The sequence below is a fragment of the Bacillus luti genome, from assembly GCF_009739945.1.
In the GTDB taxonomy this organism is placed as follows: domain Bacteria; phylum Bacillota; class Bacilli; order Bacillales; family Bacillaceae_G; genus Bacillus_A; species Bacillus_A luti.
Genome location: NZ_CP040336.1, coordinates 490,001 through 505,058, shown reverse-complemented (window position 1 = coordinate 505,058; position 15,058 = coordinate 490,001). Strand labels below are relative to the sequence as shown.

Annotated in this window: 7 protein-coding genes, 22 tRNA genes and 2 rRNA genes (1 of these 31 only partly in view); 2 read left to right on the top strand and 29 right to left on the bottom strand. The window is 39.8% G+C overall.

All coding sequences use genetic code 11. The annotated features are described in order from the left end of the window. Position 1: 1 nt before the first annotated feature. Complete coding sequence (glgC, locus tag EUC40_RS02635) at positions 2-1,132, bottom strand: glucose-1-phosphate adenylyltransferase (RefSeq protein ID WP_000057617.1); 1,131 nt, start codon at positions 1,130-1,132, stop codon at positions 2-4. Continuing rightward, positions 1,080-3,017 carry a 1,4-alpha-glucan branching protein GlgB gene (glgB, locus tag EUC40_RS02630; RefSeq protein ID WP_071710894.1) on the bottom strand — a complete coding sequence of 646 codons (1,938 nt, stop codon included), beginning with the start codon at positions 3,015-3,017 and terminating at the stop codon, positions 1,080-1,082. The genes glgC and glgB overlap by 53 nt, the downstream gene beginning before the upstream one ends. Before the next feature lie 459 nt (positions 3,018-3,476). On the opposite strand from glgB, the gene EUC40_RS02625 reads away from it, so the two are divergent. Both EUC40_RS02625 and EUC40_RS02620 read left to right on the top strand, forming a co-directional pair. Beyond that, entirely contained in the window at positions 3,477-4,082 is a 606-nt protein-coding gene (locus EUC40_RS02625; RefSeq protein ID WP_156573505.1) for a CalY family protein, read from the top strand. Positions 4,083-4,114: 32 nt separating this feature from the next. Beyond that, entirely contained in the window at positions 4,115-8,338 is a 4,224-nt protein-coding gene (locus EUC40_RS02620; RefSeq protein ID WP_156573503.1) for a S8 family serine peptidase, read from the top strand. Between the two features lie 174 nt (positions 8,339-8,512). Here the strand turns inward: EUC40_RS02620 and EUC40_RS02615 are convergent, their stop codons facing one another. From EUC40_RS02615 to EUC40_RS02485, 27 genes are all read right to left on the bottom strand, one after another. After that, positions 8,513-9,457 carry an L-lactate dehydrogenase gene (locus EUC40_RS02615; RefSeq protein ID WP_000715331.1) on the bottom strand — a complete coding sequence of 315 codons (945 nt, stop codon included), beginning with the start codon at positions 9,455-9,457 and terminating at the stop codon, positions 8,513-8,515. Positions 9,458-9,933: 476 nt separating this feature from the next. Next, positions 9,934-10,962 carry a DUF4179 domain-containing protein gene (locus EUC40_RS02610; protein ID WP_156573501.1) on the bottom strand — a complete coding sequence of 343 codons (1,029 nt, stop codon included), beginning with the start codon at positions 10,960-10,962 and terminating at the stop codon, positions 9,934-9,936. Continuing rightward, positions 10,955-11,485 carry a sigma-70 family RNA polymerase sigma factor gene (locus EUC40_RS02605; RefSeq protein WP_156573499.1) on the bottom strand — a complete coding sequence of 177 codons (531 nt, stop codon included), beginning with the start codon at positions 11,483-11,485 and terminating at the stop codon, positions 10,955-10,957. Before EUC40_RS02605 ends, EUC40_RS02610 begins: the two co-directional genes overlap by 8 nt. A 245-nt stretch (positions 11,486-11,730) precedes the next feature. Beyond that, positions 11,731-11,802 (bottom strand) — tRNA-Glu (locus EUC40_RS02600). 6 nt (positions 11,803-11,808) lie between these two features. Continuing rightward, positions 11,809-11,899 (bottom strand) — tRNA-Ser (locus tag EUC40_RS02595). A 6-nt stretch (positions 11,900-11,905) separates the two neighbouring features. After that, positions 11,906-11,980, bottom strand: a tRNA-Asn gene (locus tag EUC40_RS02590). Between the two features lie 7 nt (positions 11,981-11,987). Then, positions 11,988-12,064 (bottom strand) — tRNA-Ile (locus EUC40_RS02585). Positions 12,065-12,074: 10 nt separating this feature from the next. Beyond that, positions 12,075-12,145 (bottom strand) — tRNA-Gly (locus EUC40_RS02580). Positions 12,146-12,158: 13 nt separating this feature from the next. After that, positions 12,159-12,234 (bottom strand) — tRNA-Lys (locus EUC40_RS02575). Between the two features lie 10 nt (positions 12,235-12,244). Further along, positions 12,245-12,320: transfer RNA gene (locus EUC40_RS02570), tRNA-Thr, on the bottom strand. A gap of 14 nt (positions 12,321-12,334) precedes the next feature. Then, positions 12,335-12,410: transfer RNA gene (locus tag EUC40_RS02565), tRNA-Phe, on the bottom strand. Between the two features lie 9 nt (positions 12,411-12,419). Continuing rightward, a tRNA-Asp gene (locus EUC40_RS02560) sits at positions 12,420-12,495 on the bottom strand. Positions 12,496-12,498: 3 nt separating this feature from the next. Next, positions 12,499-12,575, bottom strand: a tRNA-Met gene (locus EUC40_RS02555). A gap of 28 nt (positions 12,576-12,603) precedes the next feature. After that, positions 12,604-12,696 (bottom strand) — tRNA-Ser (locus EUC40_RS02550). A 17-nt stretch (positions 12,697-12,713) separates the two neighbouring features. Then, positions 12,714-12,790, bottom strand: a tRNA-Ile gene (locus EUC40_RS02545). Between the two features lie 4 nt (positions 12,791-12,794). Then, positions 12,795-12,871 (bottom strand) — tRNA-Met (locus EUC40_RS02540). Positions 12,872-12,891: 20 nt separating this feature from the next. Continuing rightward, positions 12,892-12,964, bottom strand: a tRNA-Ala gene (locus EUC40_RS02535). A gap of 15 nt (positions 12,965-12,979) precedes the next feature. Beyond that, positions 12,980-13,053: transfer RNA gene (locus EUC40_RS02530), tRNA-Pro, on the bottom strand. Positions 13,054-13,063: 10 nt separating this feature from the next. Then, positions 13,064-13,137: transfer RNA gene (locus tag EUC40_RS02525), tRNA-Arg, on the bottom strand. Between the two features lie 3 nt (positions 13,138-13,140). Continuing rightward, a tRNA-Leu gene (locus EUC40_RS02520) sits at positions 13,141-13,229 on the bottom strand. Between the two features lie 16 nt (positions 13,230-13,245). Continuing rightward, positions 13,246-13,320, bottom strand: a tRNA-Gly gene (locus tag EUC40_RS02515). 29 nt (positions 13,321-13,349) lie between these two features. Further along, a tRNA-Leu gene (locus EUC40_RS02510) sits at positions 13,350-13,430 on the bottom strand. A gap of 22 nt (positions 13,431-13,452) precedes the next feature. After that, positions 13,453-13,528 (bottom strand) — tRNA-His (locus EUC40_RS02505). 9 nt (positions 13,529-13,537) lie between these two features. Further along, positions 13,538-13,613, bottom strand: a tRNA-Thr gene (locus tag EUC40_RS02500). Between the two features lie 4 nt (positions 13,614-13,617). Next, positions 13,618-13,693 (bottom strand) — tRNA-Val (locus EUC40_RS02495). Positions 13,694-13,697: 4 nt separating this feature from the next. Next, a 5S ribosomal RNA gene (rrf, locus tag EUC40_RS02490) occupies positions 13,698-13,813 on the bottom strand. Positions 13,814-13,914: 101 nt separating this feature from the next. Continuing rightward, a 23S ribosomal RNA gene (locus EUC40_RS02485) occupies positions 13,915-15,058 on the bottom strand (it continues 1,778 nt past the right edge of the window).

The window sequence follows — 15,058 nt, the reverse complement described above, 5'->3', positions numbered from 1 at the left end:
TCTATTTCCCTTCAGCAATTAGTACTACATCGTCAACATTTTTTTCTGGACGAATGATTGTTCCATCTTCAATAACCATTTCTGATCCAACGATGGCTCTTTCAATTACAACATTTTTACCAATCTTCGCTCCTGGCATAACGACTGAATCAATTACCATACTACCTTCTTCCACCGTTACTCCTTGGAATAAGACAGAATGCTTCACGTCCCCTTCAATGACGCACCCTTCGTTAATAAGTGATTCTTCCACTTTTGCCTGCTGTGCAATATATTGAGGCGGCTCATTTGGATTGACGGAATAAATGCGCCAATTACGGTCGTTTAAGTTCAGTGACGTTTCATCACGAAGTAAATCCATGTTCGCTTCCCATAAGCTTTTCACTGTCCCAACATCTTTCCAATATCCTTCGAATGGATACGCCATCAGCTTCTTCCCTTCATCTAATAGAAGCGGAAGTACATCTTTTCCGAAATCATTACTAGATTCAGGATTTCTCGCATCCATCTCTAAATACTCTTTCAAAATTGCCCAGTTAAAAATATAAATTCCCATTGATGCAAGATTACTTCTTGGGAATTGCGGTTTCTCTTCAAATTCAACAATTTCCATCTCTTCATTCGTATTCATAATGCCAAAGCGACTCGCTTCATCCCAAGGCACTTCAATAACAGAAATTGAAACATCTGATTCTTTTTCAATATGGTAATCTAGCATTTTACTGTAATCCATTTTATAAATATGATCGCCTGATAAAATAAGGACATATTCCGGTTCATACTGACTTAAATAGTTTAAGTTTTGATAAATGGCACTTGCCGTACCTGTATACCACTTCACACCTGAAGACTCCGCATAAGGAGGTAACACTGTGACTCCGCCGCTTACTCGATCTAAATCCCATGCATTTCCGATTCCAATATAGTTATGAAGTTCGAGTGGTTGATATTGCGTCAAAATCCCAACTGTTTCAATACCAGAATTCGCACAGTTACTTAACGTAAAATCAATAATGCGATATTTACCACCAAATGGAACAGCTGGCTTGGCTAAATTTTTTGTTAATGCACTTAAACGACTACCTTTTCCCCCTGCTAGTAACATTGCTACGCACTTTTGTTTTTGAGCCATCTTGTTTTTTGCTCCCCTTTCTTGTCTTCACTGGTCGTAATATGGATACGCCAAATGGTGGAATTGTAATTTCTACATGTGCCGCTTGATTATGATACGGTTCTAGAATCGTCTTGAGACGTTTCTTATTCACTTGACCCGAACCGCCATATTGCTCGGCATCACTATTTAAAATCTCGTTATAATGCTCAAAATCTGGTACACCTACTTTATAGTTTTCATATGTAGCTTTTGTAAAATTACATACGACAACTAACGCATCTTCTTTCTTATCCCCTTGGCGGATAAATGTGAAAATACTTTGCTCATTATTATTAGCATCAATCCACTGAAAACCTTCAGGCGAATGATCAAGCTGCCAAAGTGGTTTTGAGCGCTTATACAATGCTATGAGCTCTTTAAAGTAATCATGCATATAACGATGCATTTCAAAATCATGTAAATTCCAATCTAAATCTTCGAGATCTTTCCACTCATCAAACTGCCCAAATTCTCCTCCCATGAAAAGTAACTTCTTTCCTGGGTGAGTAAAGAAATATCCATATAATAAACGAAGTTGAGCAAACTTATCCCAGTAATCTCCTGGCATTTTATTTAATAATGACTTTTTCCCATGAACGACTTCATCATGAGAAAGCGGTAATATGAAGTTTTCGGAGTAAGCATATAGTAAAGAAAACGTCATTTTTTCATGAATGTGTTTCCTATATTCAGGTGCACACTCCATATATTTCAGCACGTCATTCATCCAGCCCATATTCCATTTGTAATTGAACCCAAGCCCACCTTCATACGTTGGAGCTGTTACAAGTGGCCAAGCTGTTGAATCTTCTGCTGTCATAAGAAAGTCTTCATCTTCTGCAAACACCGCCTCATTTAACTCTCGTAAAAATGAAACAGCATGCTCATTACTTTGCTCCTGTCCTTCTTTATTCCAGAACAACATATTTGCAACCGCATCTACCCTGAAACCATCAATATGGAAATACCTCATCCAAAATAACGCATTTGAAATTAAGAAATTACGTACTTCTCTCTTTCCTAAATCAAAATTGACAGTTCCCCATACTGAGTTTTCTTGTACATCTTTATCTTTATATTCATAGGTCGGTGTCCCATCAAACAAATATAAACCGTGAGCATCTTTACAAAAATGCCCCGGCACCCAATCTAAAATGACACCGATTCCATATTTATGACATTCATCGACAAAATACATCAAATCATGTGGCGTGCCGAATCTACTCGTCGCTGCATAATATCCCGTTCCTTGATACCCCCAGGAACGATCATATGGATGCTCAACAAGCGGCATAATTTCAATATGTGTAAATTGATGTTCCACCACATACGGAATGAGTTCTTCTGCCATTTCCCTGTAAGAGTACAGGGCTCCATCTTCTTTCTTTTTCCAAGAGCCGAAATGCAATTCATAAACTGTCATCGCTTCTTTATAAACCGATTTTTTCTTTTTCTTACGATTCCAGTTTTTATCATTCCATTCATATCCCTCTATATCAAAAACTACAGATGCCGTATTTGGTCTTACTTCGGCATATACGGCATACGGATCTGCCTTTAAAATGACGTCACCTGTCATCGTTTCAATCGCATATTTATATATTTCTTTTTCTTCAATATGCGGTATAAACAAAGACCAAATTCCCTCTTCTGTCACTTGTAGCATCTTATGTTGCTCATAATCCCACTCATTAAAATCTCCAACAACACTCATTGCTTTCGCATGAGGAGCCCATACTGTAAATCGTACCCCTCGCATCTCATCTTCCGTCACAACATGTGCGCCAAAGATGTTATAGCTCTCATAGTACTTTTCTGTATGAAACTCATCTCGTTTCACTTCTTCACAATTTATTACACTCAATATGCTCACCTCACTAAGATGACAGAATTTTTTATACTTTAACTATTTCTGCAAAAAACTGAAATATCCTTGTTAATTTCTAAAAAATATACGTTTTTTTCTTAAAAATGTTTAAATTTTTCCACATTTCCATATAAAATATCGAATTTTGACGAATATTCATTGAAAACGCTTCACTTTTCATACTCTTATTTATTTCTCAACCCTTATTTTATTAGATTTATCCTATTTTCCATGCTACTTTCACCCAAAAACGGCGCGAAATAATCTGTCATAAAAAAATGTTTCTCAACATTTTTTGTCACAATTTTATTGAATTGAAAAATTCATAGGCATATACTTGTTCTCAATAAAGAACATCGAACCTTCGTAAATATAATTCATACTGAACTACTCTGTTTACCCTATCTATACTTCATGCGAAAGTTCGATAAAAATTTTTCACTAGGAGGCTTTCTTATGTCATTAAAACAAAAGGTTGGAATGGGAGTTGTCACAGCTTCACTTGGTTTATCCCTTACATTCGGCGGTGTATTCGCCTATTTCAGTGATTCTGAAACATCTAGTAACTCATTTCAAGCTGGTACACTAGATCTTTCTATTAACCCAAGTGTAATTGTTGATGTGAAAGATTTAAAACCAGGTGATTTTATTGAAAAGAATTTCAAGCTTGAAAATAAAGGAACATTGGATATCGCAAAGGTAGCGCTTGAAACATCCTATGAAGTTACAGATGCAAAGCAAAATAATGACGGTGAAGATTTAGGCGATCACATTGTCGTCCAGTTTCTAGTAAATGACGGACAGCCATCTAATCCAAACGATGATCATGAAATTTTGTGGGAAACAAAACTATCAGAATTAAAAACTATGAAACCAGAAGATGTAGCTACATCTCTAGAACGTCATAACTTAATAGACGGTATTAAATCTGGTGAAACAGATTCTTTACACGTGCTCTTCTCCTTTGAAGAAAACGAACAAGATCAAAATAAATTCCAGGGTGATTCCTTACAGCTAAACTGGACATTCCATGCAGAGCAAACACCAGGCGTGGAGAAATAATTTTTAAAATATAAATTATCGGAGGCCTATACATGAAAAAGAAAAATCATTTCATTACCGGAATTGTAACGGCTGGCGTTCTATTTTCAACTGCCCTTCCGTTCAATGTACTTGCTGAAAACCCTATTAACCAAATTGACTCTTCAAACGCCCAGTCTTTACTATCAAAACTTTCTAAAGAACAACGCCAAGCATTGCAAACGTTAGATGCCAATCCTGGTTTTACGATTTCGCCAGATATTAATACAAGTAGTTCAGAGCCTGTAAATATCATTGTAGAATTTCAAACAGCACCAGTAAAGATTAATGAATTAAAACAAAAAGCAAAAGGGTTGCAAGCTGCACCTGAAAATGTAAAGGCACGCATTGATCAAGAGCATGAAGAATTCCAAAAAGGTCTAAAAAATCTACGTCAATTCAGCCCATCCGTGAAGTCTGGAAATTTCCAGTCTGTACAAATTAAACGTTCTTATAAGCATGCGATAAATGGAGTTGCACTGACATTACCGGCAAATACAGTTGAAGAATTGTTACGAATCGGTGTTGTAAAACGTATTTGGAAAGATTATGAGGTGAAATTAAATTTACCGAAACAAGCTGAGCAAAAAGCACCTCAAAAACTAACAGATAGCATTCCGCAAATTGGTGTGGATAAGTTACATAATGAGGGCATTACCGGAAAAGGAATTAAAGTTGGGGTATTAGATACAGGTATTGACTACAATCACCCTGACTTAAAAGACGTGTATAAAGGCTATCGTGCAAAACCTGGCGAAGATTCTACTAAGGTAGACCCAAACTCCGTAAAAGGTTGGGACTTTATTAATAACGATGCAGACCCGATGGAAACAACGTATTCAGAATGGCAGCAATCTGGCGCTCCTGAATTTGATGACCGTGGTTCTTCCTTCTACACAGCGCATGGTACTCACGTAGCAGGTATCGTTTCTGCTCAAAAGAAAAACCAATCCGATTCAGCAGTAAAAGGTGTTGCACCTGACATCGAACTATATAACTATCGTGTACTTGGTCCATACGGAAGCGGCGATAGTTCAGGTATTATCGCCGCAATTGATAAATCTATTTCTGACGGTATGAACGTTATTAACTTATCGTTAGGTGATGATAGTAACAATCCGCTTGATCCAACATCTATTGCTGTCAATAATGCGATGCTTTCCGGCGTTGTTACAGTCGTTGCTGCTGGGAACTCTGGACCAAATCCAGCAACACTCGGATCACCAGGCGCTTCTCCATTTGCTATTACAGTTGGGGCAAGCGATAGCTCTATTTCCTTACCAAAACTATCAGGTCATGCTGGAGCAGTACAATTTCCTAACTTGATTTTATTCGGCAAAAACTTCACTGATAAAATAGAAGATTTCAAAGGACAATCTCTTCCTATTGAATTTGTAGGAATCGGTACTCCTGACGAGTTTAGTAAAAAAGATGTCAAAGGTAAAATCGCTCTCGTTGCACGTGGCACACTGTCATTTGATGAAAAAATCGCGAATGCGAAACAAGCTGGTGCGAAAGCCGTTATTATTTATAACAATGTAGATGGAGAAATTCCTTACTACGTTGGCGAAAGCACAAAATACATTCCAACATTCCGCCTAACAAAAGAAGACGGTGAAAAACTAAAAGCTCAAATCGAACAAGGTAATACATCCTTTACTTTTGACGAACTTAGTTACGTTCAAACAGAAGGTGATCATCTTGCAGACTTTAGCTCACGTGGCCCTGTTACATCAAATGATGATATTAAACCTGATATTACAGCGCCTGGTGTTGCTGTACTTTCAACAGTACCTGAATATATTAACGATCCACAAGAAGGCGAAAACTATGGTGTTTCCTACGAACGTATGCAAGGAACATCTATGGCTTCTCCTCATATTGCGGGCGTTGCTGCTCTTATTTTACAAGAACACCCAGAATACTCTCCGTTTGATGTGAAAGCATCTCTTATGAACACGGCTGATGATTTAAAAGAAAAGTATTCTGTATATGAAGTTGGAGCTGGGCGAGTAGATGCGTACAACGCCGTTCATACAGAAGCAAGCTTTAAAGTATTAGATACGACAAAAACTGTTGTGAATAATGAAGTAATTGAAGTACCCGAGGAAACTGGATCTATTGCATTCGGTAAGTTTTATCAAAAAGACGGTGAAGCTCTTGAACAAAAACGAAATATAAAAGTAGCCAACCATAATAAACAAGAGAAAAAAGAATTTAAAACAGAAATTTCTTATACACCAGCTTCTTCTACTATTAACGATGCTACCGCAAACGGTGTAAAAGTCTCTGTTCCAGAAACAATTACTCTTGATGCTGGAAAGACGGATGAAATTGAAGCAAAAATTAATGTTCCAGCCGGTGTGAAACAAGGCCGATATGAAGGATATATTCATATTACGAACACGAAAAATAAAGAAGAAACATATCAAATTCCGTTCTCTATTCGTGTATCAGAGCCTGGTATTGAAAATGCGATACTATCAAGAAAAGCAATTTCAACTGATACATCTAAATTTAATCCATACGGTGAATCATATGTTCACGGAGCGTTCCAATTAAACAGCGAACTTGAAACGTTAGATCTTATCGTGAAAGATTCCAAAACAAATAAAGCACTCGGCTTCATTGGAACATTAAACACGAGTGGCCTAAAGACGGATGTGTATTACTACTTAGATTCATTCTTTAACGGAAAAGTATATCCTTTTACAAATGATCCTGCAAAACCAATTGGTGATGAGAAAATCAACTTGCCAGAAGGAGACTACACAATTGAGTTTGTTGGCTACGATAAAGCTGGAAAAGCACGTGTAAAAGGTGATTATGTCGTAATCGATAATACACCACCAGAAGTGAAATTAACTGGATTACAACCTGGTATTTATGAATTAAATGAAGAGAATTATACAGTAGAAGATGGTAAAAAAGCGTTATGGATTAAAGGTAATGTGTACGATTCAAACGTTGACTACTTAAAAGGAAAAGGGTTAAACATTACGCAAGAAGCGAACGGAGTTATGTACTATGACTATTCCCCATACTTGCATAAGTTTTTACCTATTAATGCAAATGGTGACTTTAAAGTTGGTATTACTCCTGAATCCTTTAAAGTGGAAGGTCCAATGAATACAGGGGTATATATTTTCGATTATGCAACTGCGGGACCTGACTATCCAAACGGGGTAAATAACTATTGGTTTATCCCACAAGGAGCCCAATATGCGAAAACTAGTTATGATAAAAAAGAAGTATACAAAAATGATGAACTTACTGTAACACTAAACGCGAAACACGTAAAACAGTTTGTTTCTGGGGAATTTAACGTGAAATTCCTAGAGAAGAACTTCAAATTTGCAAATGCGAAATTCAATCCTGCTTTTGAAAAACTCCTTTCTGAAAAAGGTGTAACTGCAAAAGTGAACGAGCCGAAATTAGAAGAGGGTTCTGTTACAGTTGGCGGAGCTATTGATGACAAAAACTTCGCTGGATTAGATGGTGATTTCCCATTCATTGATGTAACTTTCAAAGTAGAAAATGATGAGTTTTATGAAACAAACGCCCAGTTAGATTTATCAGTGTTTGCTTACTGGAAACAAGGTGAATCAGAGCCAAATAGAATGCGTGTCCTTCAAGATCAAACATTCTCAGTTATGTCCTTAAACTCACTAGTAGAAGGCAATATTAAACCTGGCGCATTCGTAAATGAACGTGGCTATTTAGATGAAAAGTTCGATTATACGAAACTTGGCGTAAAAGTATATGCAACTGATTCTTACCGTCATAAGTTTGAAGGTTCACTTGATAAATACGGATACTTCAAGCTAAATGGACTTCCTGTTAATAAACGCGACTACAACTTATATGTAGAAGTACCAGGGCACTTAACAAGCCGCCTAACTACGAAACTAGGTACTGAAAAAGATGGTAAACTGCTCGGCCAATATTATTATGCACGCTTTGATGAAAACCTTGCAGGTGATGTAAATGGCGATAAAGTAATTGATATTAAAGATGCAGAAATTATCGCTGGCAACTACGGTAAAAAAGGACTATCTGTAAAAGACGGTGACCTTAACAAAGATGGCATTGTTGACGAAAAAGATATTCGCTTCGTTGAAAAGAACTTCTTGAAAAAAGGTCCTGATGCATCTAAATCACAAACACCTGTTGAAAAATCAAAAAGCGGTACACTTGCAGATATTTTAAAGAAATTAGGATTAACGCCTAAAAAATAATAATAAAGAGCACTCTACTTTACGTAGAGTGCTCTTTTCTATAAACGACCCTTATCCAGCAAAAGGGGTATATTGGGGATATACAAGGGAAACCGGAAAAGGAATTTATATTTAAATTATATAAAAACTCAGAGGTAGGAAGCAGTTTCCCGCCTCTGAATTATTTAGCAATTATTATAGTACTGGTGCCATTGTTTCTTTTAACACTTTTACAGAATGAGCGAATTTCGCTTTTTCTTCTTCATTTAGCTCAAGTTCTACGATTTCACGTACACCTTGGCGGTTAATAACAGCTGGAACACCTACGTAAGCATCTTTCTCACCATATTGACCTTCAAGGTATGCAGATACAGTTAATACGCTGTTCTCGTTGCTTAAGATCGCTTTAGTTACACGAAGTAGTGACATACCGATTCCGTAGTAAGTTGCGCCTTTACGCTCGATGATATGGTAAGCTGCGTCACGTACATTTTCGAAGATTTTATCTAAGTCTTCTTGTTTGTACTGTTCGTTGTTAGCTAAAATTGTTTCTAGTTTTTGTACACCTACAGTAGCATGGCTCCATACTGGAAGTTCAGTGTCACCGTGCTCACCAACGATGTAAGCATGAACGTTACGTGGATCTACATCTAAGTAGTCACCTAACATGTAACGGAAACGAGCAGAGTCTAAAGTAGTACCAGAACCGATTACGCGCTCTTTTGGTAAACCAGATTCTTTCCAAGTTACGTAAGTTAAAATGTCAACTGGGTTTGTTGCGATTAAGAAGATTCCATCGAATCCGCTATCCATAATACCGCGAACGATTTGTTTAAAGATTTTTGTATTTTTCTCAACTAAGTCTAAACGAGTTTCGCCTGGCTTTTGTGGTAATCCAGCAGTGATAACAACTAAATCTGCATCTTTACAATCTGCATAACTACCGCTCCAAACTTTTGTTGCTGCTGGAGAGAATGGTACCGCATGGCTTAAGTCCATTGCTTCCCCTTCTGCTTTTGCTTCATTAACATCTACTAATACGAATTCTTCAGCTACACCTTGATTGATCATTGAGTAAGCGTAACTACAACCTACAGCTCCTGTTCCTACTAATACTACGCGATTGATACCTTTTTTCATGGTAATTTCCCCTCTCAATTGTTTACATATATTTTTTTTATAATTGTTTAAGTAATTAATTAAAATACTAATTTAATGTTGTTTAACTTCTTTACATTCATATTGTAGCACGTATTATTGTGAATTACTTCACAAATTATGACCTATTTGTGAACTTTTTCACATAGAGTGTAAAGTTGTTGGAATAGGTGTGGAATCCATTTCAATGGAGGCGTTTTCTTTAGATTGTGAAAGGGATTTTATCAGTAAGTGAAATTATATCGGCGATGTTTGCAATATATCCACTTACCAACATAACTCAACAATAATGACAGCATAAAAAACGCCATCCTTTCTGTATATTTCTACAAAAAGAATAGCCTTTTTTGATTATATGGATACAAATTTATCTTAGTTGGATAGCGATATTTTTTCATACACGTCAAATTAACATACCATCACTTAATAACAGTCAATAACCTAGCAAAGCTCTTCAATTATTGTAGCAACACAGTCGTTTTCAAATCTAGAGCACCCCCATTTTTTAATGTATCATTTAGACCACTAAGATACGAAGGTTCAATTGTTAAGGATTTTGGAGGATTATCCATTGGTGGAAGGGCTAAAACAATATGGTGTCCGTATAGTCCCGTGCTACCAACTTGTAAGCTGACTCCTTCGTAAATTTTTCCTTTATCATCAGTGACAGTATAATCAAGTGCTGGCCAGCTATCATTAACTTCCATTTCTTTTGGATAATCAAAGGTCAAATCAACCCTCGTTGAAAGTGAAGAAAAGGTTACTTGATTTACTGTTAATGCATACAGATTATCTTTCGTTAATGTTTTTATATTAGGAGTGAATTTACGAATCTCATCTTCAACTTTTGTAAGAGGAAATGCTACGTTCCATGTTCCTGTTTGTCCAAATAAATTTTTCCCATGGACGGAAACATCAATTTTATCACCAAATTCACCGTAATTAGCCAGAGTGAATTCATGCTGCTCAATAATGCTGTTTCGTCCTTTTGGCTTCTGTGAAGTAGAACTAATTGCAGCTCTGACCTCTTTCCCATTAATGGTTACATAACTAAATCCAGCTTTCTCTTCATTGCTATTTGAAATAGTATTTTCTCCTTTGTATTCCACCGTGATCACTAAACGTCCACCATCGTAAACAGCTTCTTTCACCTTCATCGTTAAACCACTATGGTTATCTTGTCTCTCAATTGATGTAGCCAGCTCATCCTTTTCGATTTTATCAGCAGCAATATCATTAAATTGTGCATAAATGGGGCCTATAACTGGAACACTCGATAATGTCTTTGCCATAGTAGGAGAAATGAATCCAAAACCTAAGAGAGAAACACATATTCCACAAGCAACAAGACTAGAATACTTGATTGTTTTTTTTCTACGGTATCCATTTTTCTTAGCTTGAAGCATGGCTGTTTTTTCTCTTTGAATTAACCGATCTTCTGGTATAGGAATATCATTGATATGGTGATTAAATTCTTCTTTATTCATAACTATATCCCTCCTTTAAAATGGGGCGTAAAGCTTGCTTTGCTCGATGTAATTGAGATTTTACCGTTCCTTCTGGAGAATTAAGAACCTCAGCAATTTCCTTAATAGATAAATCGTGATAATACCTTAATAAAATAATAGTTTTGTAAGTAGGATCTAAAAAATTAAATGCCTCGATTAAATCCAAAGATTGTTCTAATTTATTCATGCTCTCTTCCGTACATAAATTAGAAAACATTTCATCATTCGCAACAAATTGTCTAGAGGATTTTCTTACAAAATCAATGGATTTAAAAACAAGAATTTTAGTAATCCAACTTTGAAATTTCTCGGGCTTTTTTAATTTTTTCAATGAAAGATACGCTTCATAAATTGTTTCTTGGTATATATCCAGTGCATCTTGTTCATTTCTTACATAAGAATAGGCTGTTCGATATAATTTCGGACGAACAAAAGTAATGAGTTGTTCAAATGCTTGATCATTTCCCCTTGTTGCTTGTTTTACTAGATAGGCTATGTCCATTTTTATTTCTTCCTCCCTTTACTAATATAGTCGAATGAGAGAATAAAAAGGTTGCAAAAATAAGTGCATATATATAAATCTTCTACAATTTATTGCAATGATTAAATACAGCATTAAAGAAAAGATACCCGAAATTCAAATAGAAAAAAGTATACAAGAAATCCATAAAAAAAAAAAGCAGACTATCCAAAGTCCACTTTTACACAACAAAAAAGAGATAGCAGATTATGCTATCTCTTTTAGTATGACCCGTACGGGATTCGAACCCGTGTTACCGCCGTGAAAGGGCGGTGTCTTAACCACTTGACCAACGGGCCAGTTACTGGCAGAGAAGAAGGGATTCGAACCCTCGCACCGCGTTAGCGATCTACTCCCTTAGCAGGGGAGCCCCTTGAGCCACTTGGGTACTTCTCTATAATATGGCTCCGCAGGTAGGACTCGAACCTACGACCGATCGGTTAACAGCCGATAGCTCTACCACTGAGCTACTGCGGAACAATTATGGTGGGCCTAAATGGACTCGAACCATCGACCTCACGCTTATCAGGCGTGCGCTCTAACCAGCTGAGCTATAGGCCCATAATTGAAAAGCGGGTGAAGAGAATCGAACTCTCGACCAGAGCTTGGAAGGCTCTTGTTTTACCACTAAACTACACCCGCATTAAATTGTAAATGGTGAGCCATGAAGGACTCGAACCTTCGACCCTCTGATTAAAAGTCAGATGCTCTACCAACTGAGCTAATGGCTCATTTTGAAAGTGGTGCCGACTAGAGGACTTGAACCCCCAACCTACTGATTACAAGTCAGTTGCTCTACCAATTGAGCTAAGTCGGCTTGCGACTTCAAAATGGTGGCTCGGGACGGAATCGAACCGCCGACACGAGGATTTTCAGTCCTCTGCTCTACCGACTGAGCTACCGAGCCTTATTAAAATGGCGGTCCCGACCGGGGTCGAACCGGCGATCTCCTGCGTGACAGGCAGGCATGTTAACCACTACACCACGGGACCATTTGGTTGCGGGGACAGGATTTGAACCTGCGACCTTCGGGTTATGAGCCCGACGAGCTACCGTGCTGCTCCACCCCGCGATGATAAAATATTTACTTTAGAAAAAAATGGAGGAGGTAGAGGGATTCGAACCCCCGCGCGACTCTCGCCGCCTGTCGGTTTTCAAGACCGATCCCTTCAGCCGAACTTGGGTATACCTCCGAGATATAAACGTCTAATGGTGGACCTTGTAGGACTCGAACCTACGACCGGACGGTTATGAGCCGTCTGCTCTAACCAGCTGAGCTAAAGGTCCTTTATGGTAGCGGCGGAGGGGATCGAACCCCCGACCTCACGGGTATGAACCGTACGCTCTAGCCAGCTGAGCTACACCGCCATAAATGATATTAAAATAAGTGGAGCCTAGCGGGATCGAACCGCTGACCTCCTGCGTGCAAGGCAGGCGCTCTCCCAGCTGAGCTAAGGCCCCATATTTTTGGGAATATCGGGAAGACAGGATTTGAACCTGCGACCCCCTGGTCCCAAACCAGGTGCTCTACCAAGCTGAGCCACTTCCCGTTAATAAAAGCGCGCCCGAGAGGAGTCGAACCCCTAACCTCTTGATCCGTAGTCAAACGCTCTATCCAATTGAGCTACGGGCGCATATGGTGCCGAGGGCGGGGGTCGAACCCGCACGGTGGTCACCCACCGCAGGATTTTAAGTCCTGTGCGTCTGCCTGTTCCGCCACCCCGGCATGTCATATTGAAAATTGGAGCGGAAGACGGGATTCGAACCCGCGACCCCAACCTTGGCAAGGTTGTATTCTACCACTGAACTACTTCCGCAAGACATGTATGAGTTATTTAATTAAAAGTGCGGGTGAAGGGAGTCGAACCCCCACGCCAAAGGCGCTAGATCCTAAGTCTAGTGCGTCTGCCAATTCCGCCACACCCGCATATTAATATTTCAAGAAAAAATGGGGCGACTGATGGGAATCGAACCCACGAATGCCGGAGCCACAATCCGGTGCGTTAACCACTTCGCCACAACCGCCATGATTTCTGGTGCCGACTAGAGGACTTGAACCCCCAACCTACTGATTACAAGTCAGTTGCTCTACCAATTGAGCTAAGTCGGCTAAATGGTGGAGGATGACGGGATCGAACCGCCGACCCCCTGCTTGTAAGGCAGGTGCTCTCCCAGCTGAGCTAATCCTCCATTTGCCTGGCAACGTCCTACTCTCACAGGGACAAGGTCCCAACTACCATCGGCGCTAGAGAGCTTAACTTCCGTGTTCGGTATGGGAACGGGTGTGGCCTCTCTGCCATCATTACCAGACTGTATTCATTTAAGACAAGAATTATTGTAACTTATTTAACTTTTAAAGTCAACAAGTTTTTTATATTCTTTCAAAACTAGATAACATTGCTTCATATTATATGGTTAAGTCCTCGATCTATTAGTATTCGTCAGCTCCACATGTCACCATGCTTCCACCTCGAACCTATCAACCTGATCATCTTTCAGGGATCTTACTAGCTTACGCTATGGGAAATCTCATCTTGAGGGGGGCTTCATGCTTAGATGCTTTCAGCACTTATCCCTTCCGCACATAGCTACCCAGCTATGCCCTTGGCAGAACAACTGGTACACCAGCGGTGCGTCCATCCCGGTCCTCTCGTACTAAGGACAGCTCCTCTCAAATTTCCTACGCCCACGACGGATAGGGACCGAACTGTCTCACGACGTTCTGAACCCAGCTCGCGTACCGCTTTAATGGGCGAACAGCCCAACCCTTGGGACCGACTACAGCCCCAGGATGCGATGAGCCGACATCGAGGTGCCAAACCTCCCCGTCGATGTGGACTCTTGGGGGAGATAAGCCTGTTATCCCCGGGGTAGCTTTTATCCGTTGAGCGATGGCCCTTCCATGCGGAACCACCGGATCACTAAGCCCGACTTTCGTCCCTGCTCGACTTGTAGGTCTCGCAGTCAAGCTCCCTTATGCCTTTGCACTCTACGAATGATTTCCAACCATTCTGAGGGAACCTTTGGGCGCCTCCGTTACACTTTAGGAGGCGACCGCCCCAGTCAAACTGCCCACCTGACACTGTCTCCCGGGTCGATAAGACCCGTAGGTTAGAATTTCAATACAGTCAGGGCGGTATCCCACCAGCGCCTCCACCGAAGCTAGCGCTCCGGTTTCAATGGCTCCCGCCTATCCTGTACAAACTGTACCAAAATTCAATATCAGGCTACAGTAAAGCTCCACGGGGTCTTTCCGTCCTGTCGCGGGTAACCTGCATCTTCACAGGTACTATAATTTCACCGAGTCTCTGGTTGAGACAGTGCCCAAATCGTTACACCTTTCGTGCGGGTCGGAACTTACCCGACAAGGAATTTCGCTACCTTAGGACCGTTATAGTTACGGCCGCCGTTTACTGGGGCTTCAGTTCAGAGCTTCGCTTACGCTAACCCCTCTCCTTAACCTTCCAGCACCGGGCAGGTGTCACCCCCTATACTTCGCCTTACGGCTTCGCAGAGAGCTGTGTTTTTGCTAAACAGTCGCTTGGGCCTATTCAC